Source organism: Spiroplasma sp. hy2, from assembly GCF_044714365.1.
Taxonomy (GTDB): Bacteria; Bacillota_I; Bacilli_A; order Mycoplasmatales; family Mycoplasmataceae; genus Spiroplasma; species Spiroplasma phoeniceum.
Window position 1 is genome coordinate 1 of record NZ_RXFZ02000120.1, and the last position, 3,200, is coordinate 3,200.

The following is a 3,200-nucleotide window of genomic DNA, read 5'->3' on the forward strand; positions in this document are numbered from 1 at the left end:
AYWTTAAAAAATTTAAAGCAAAATCATAATCTTACACAAAATTAGTTTTCAAATTGTCATATTGATGATTTTTTTTATTTCATCAAGAGTTTTCGACAAAATTAAAGATAAAATATTAAAAAAAGTAGTACTTTCTTTTACACTTTTTTATCTATTTGCTATAATTCCTTTGTGTATTAAAAGTCGAAAGGAGAGCAAAAATGGCTAATATTAAATCACAAATTAAAAGAGTTAAAACAAATTCAAAAGCTAATTTAGCAAATAAATCTTTTAAATCATCAGTAAAAACAGCAATCAAAAAAGCAGAAATCGCTATTAACGCACAAGAAGCAAACGCATCACAATTAGTTAATACTGCAATTAGTTTAGTTGACAAAGCAGTTACTAAAGGAATTTATCATGCTAATAAAGCTGCTCGTGTTAAAAGAAGATTAATGCTTAAAGCACATTAATTTCAAAATCCTTTTCAACAAAGACAGTAAATATTAAAAAAATAAAAAAAATCATAATTAATATGATTTTTTTTATTTATCTTTTGATTTATTAGAATCATCTTTTTCAAAAACATTATCATCCTTAAACTCATCATCAAATAATGTTGGATCCATTTCATATTTTTGTCTATTCATCATTGCAGTAACTGCTTTTTGGTATTCTGTATTGGCACGAATTAATTTATTACGGTCTGTTTTAGGAGCTAAAACTGCTAAAATAATAACCATAATTCCCGCAAGAAGACCAGCAATCATTGAAATAATTGTAAAAATATGTAATACTTGGTAAGTTGTGCTATTATAAACTTCGCTTACTAAACTATTAATTGTCATAGTTAAATCTGAATCTGGTAATAATAATCATTCTGTTATTTCTAATTGTGGGTCGTTTTTAATAATATAGCCATTATTAGGTACCGATATACTATTAAAATATTTCTCAACAACATTTGGTAATAATACTTGAATTAATGACAATGAAGAATAAAGAAGAATAATGATTGATAATACAACTGGTCAGAATCTAACAACATAATTATCCCGTTTAAAACGGTTTTTCCCTAATAATTCATAACCCAAGAAAATTCCTGGCAAAATCGATAAAATTCCTGAGAAGGTTTGCAATCCGGCGGACTGCATTAATAAAAATTTATATTTTGGACCAAAACTAAATACTTCACTAAAATTATTGTTAGCATTATGTAAAGCACTATCAGCCCCACCACCAATAATAACAACTGCACTAGTTCCTGGGATTGTATAAACAATTACTTTTGTGTCTAAATAGATATTTAAATAGGAATTTAAAAATCACAATAAAATTAACAAAGCAGAAGCTAAAATAACAAAACCAGCAACAATTTTCTTTAAAATTGGCATATACTTTGGTTTTGAAGTATAAAAATAAAACCGTGGGTCTAAGCGTGGATGAATTGGCATATTTGCCATTTGCTGCATCATTTGTGACATATCAAATTTACTTGGATCACTAAAGTCTGGGCTAATGCCACCCATTGGCGCTCCTATGCCTCCAATTCCTCTTGCTGGTCCTACTTCCGGTTGTGATTCGTCTGCCCCTTCTTCATTAGCTTTAACTTTTAACTTCTCACGAGCATTATCAATTGCCTTTTCATCAGTAAAATCAGCTGTGGCATCAATTAACTCATTAGTGACGATGTTTTCTCTGGTAATATAATTTTTTTCAACACTAAAATTTGAAACAATATATTGCACAAAAACAACATATTCTTCATCTAACATATTAAAAGTAGCCCCGTCAACCTTTTCAATTGTTTCTGATTCATTAGTAATATCAGCCAAAACTTGAGCAAATGAAAGAGTAAATTTATTATCATTTAAATTTGCATTAAATTCTTTTTCTAATGTTAATAAATTACAAATTTGTTGAATTACTAATTTTTTAAAGTCCTGGTTAACTATTACTTGTGCCTTAATATTATCATCGTTAAAGATATTATATAATGTATAAACTATATGGGCATATAATTTATTTTCTTTCATTTATTTATGTCCCTCATCTCTCTTTTTGTAATAATTTAATTTATATCAAATAATTTAATTAAATACAAATCACTACTAATTTCTTTTCTTATTATACCTTTTTTTATATTATAATCAATTCAAAATAATTCTTGAATAATATTATTTGCTTTATTAATACTGAAATTATGCATATGTTCTGAAATTTTTTTTACTCGAAACGGATGAATTTGTAAAATTTCTGCAATTTGTGAAGGTGTTTTTTTTAAAGCAGATAAAACAATAATATCTCTTGTAAAAATAATACTATTGGTAATTAATGCTAATAAAGCAATACTATTTAAACCGCGTTCTTGTAAATAATGATAATTTATTAAAAAACTATTCAAATCATTTTTTAATAAATCATCAACTAATTTAAAAATATCGGTATCTAAATACTTTGTCATATTATTTTCAATTAATTCCATCGTAATATTTGAATTTATTAATAATAATTTTTCTAATTCATTTTTAATAACATATAAATTATTTGGCAAATATTCAACAATCTTAGGAATTAAATTTTGTTTAATCGTCCCATTATGCTTTGTAATATAATCATCAATAAACTTAATTAATTCATTATATGATAAATTTGTTGCTTTTAAAACACTAGTTAACGCTAACATTTGTTTAGTTATTTTTAAACGATTACTAAGTTTATTGACTGGACAAATAAAAATAATAAAAGTACTCGGATTTGGAGCTGCTAAATATTCCATTAAACTTGTTAAATAACTTTTATTGTCTATTTTTGTCTTAATCTTTTCTTCTGTAAGAAAATAACTATCATTAACTATTATTATTCTTTTTCCTGAAAACATTGGAATTGTGTTGGCATCATTCAGAATAGATAATAGGGGGTCTTCTAAGTAATTATATTCTTGTAAATCATACTCATTATCAGGATTAATTTTTTTTAAAATCTTATTTTTTTGCATTTTAATTAAAAAAGCATCTTCTCCATATATTAAAAACATCTTTTAAAGCTCCTTTAAAATGTTCTAAAACTTCTGACAAAGTAATATTATCATATAAAATAAAAAATAAATTAAGGATTTACTTTAATTTTGTCGAAAACTCTTGATATTTATAAAATATACCTAAAATTAGGTATATTTTTAATATATGGAGGTAAATAATTAATGAAAAAAATAATTARAT

General features: G+C 24.7%; 3 protein-coding genes. 1 reads left to right on the forward strand and 2 read right to left on the reverse strand.

Going from position 1 to position 3,200, the window contains the following annotated elements; translation table 4 throughout:
* Positions 1–200 precede the first annotated feature (200 nt).
* Positions 201–452 carry a 30S ribosomal protein S20 gene (rpsT, locus tag EHV01_RS04245; protein WP_422066351.1) on the forward strand — a complete coding sequence of 84 codons (252 nt, stop codon included), beginning with the start codon at positions 201–203 and terminating at the stop codon, positions 450–452.
* A gap of 72 nt (positions 453–524) precedes the next feature.
* On the opposite strand, the gene EHV01_RS04250 is transcribed toward rpsT, so the two are convergent.
* A complete protein-coding gene (locus tag EHV01_RS04250; RefSeq protein ID WP_422066352.1) occupies positions 525–2,015 on the reverse strand; it encodes a hypothetical protein in 1,491 nt (496 codons plus the stop codon).
* 35 nt (positions 2,016–2,050) lie between these two features.
* Positions 2,051–3,016, reverse strand: coding sequence for a DNA polymerase III subunit delta (gene holA / locus EHV01_RS04255; protein ID WP_422066353.1), 966 nt, complete (start codon positions 3,014–3,016; stop codon positions 2,051–2,053).
* Positions 3,017–3,200: the final 184 nt, after the last annotated feature.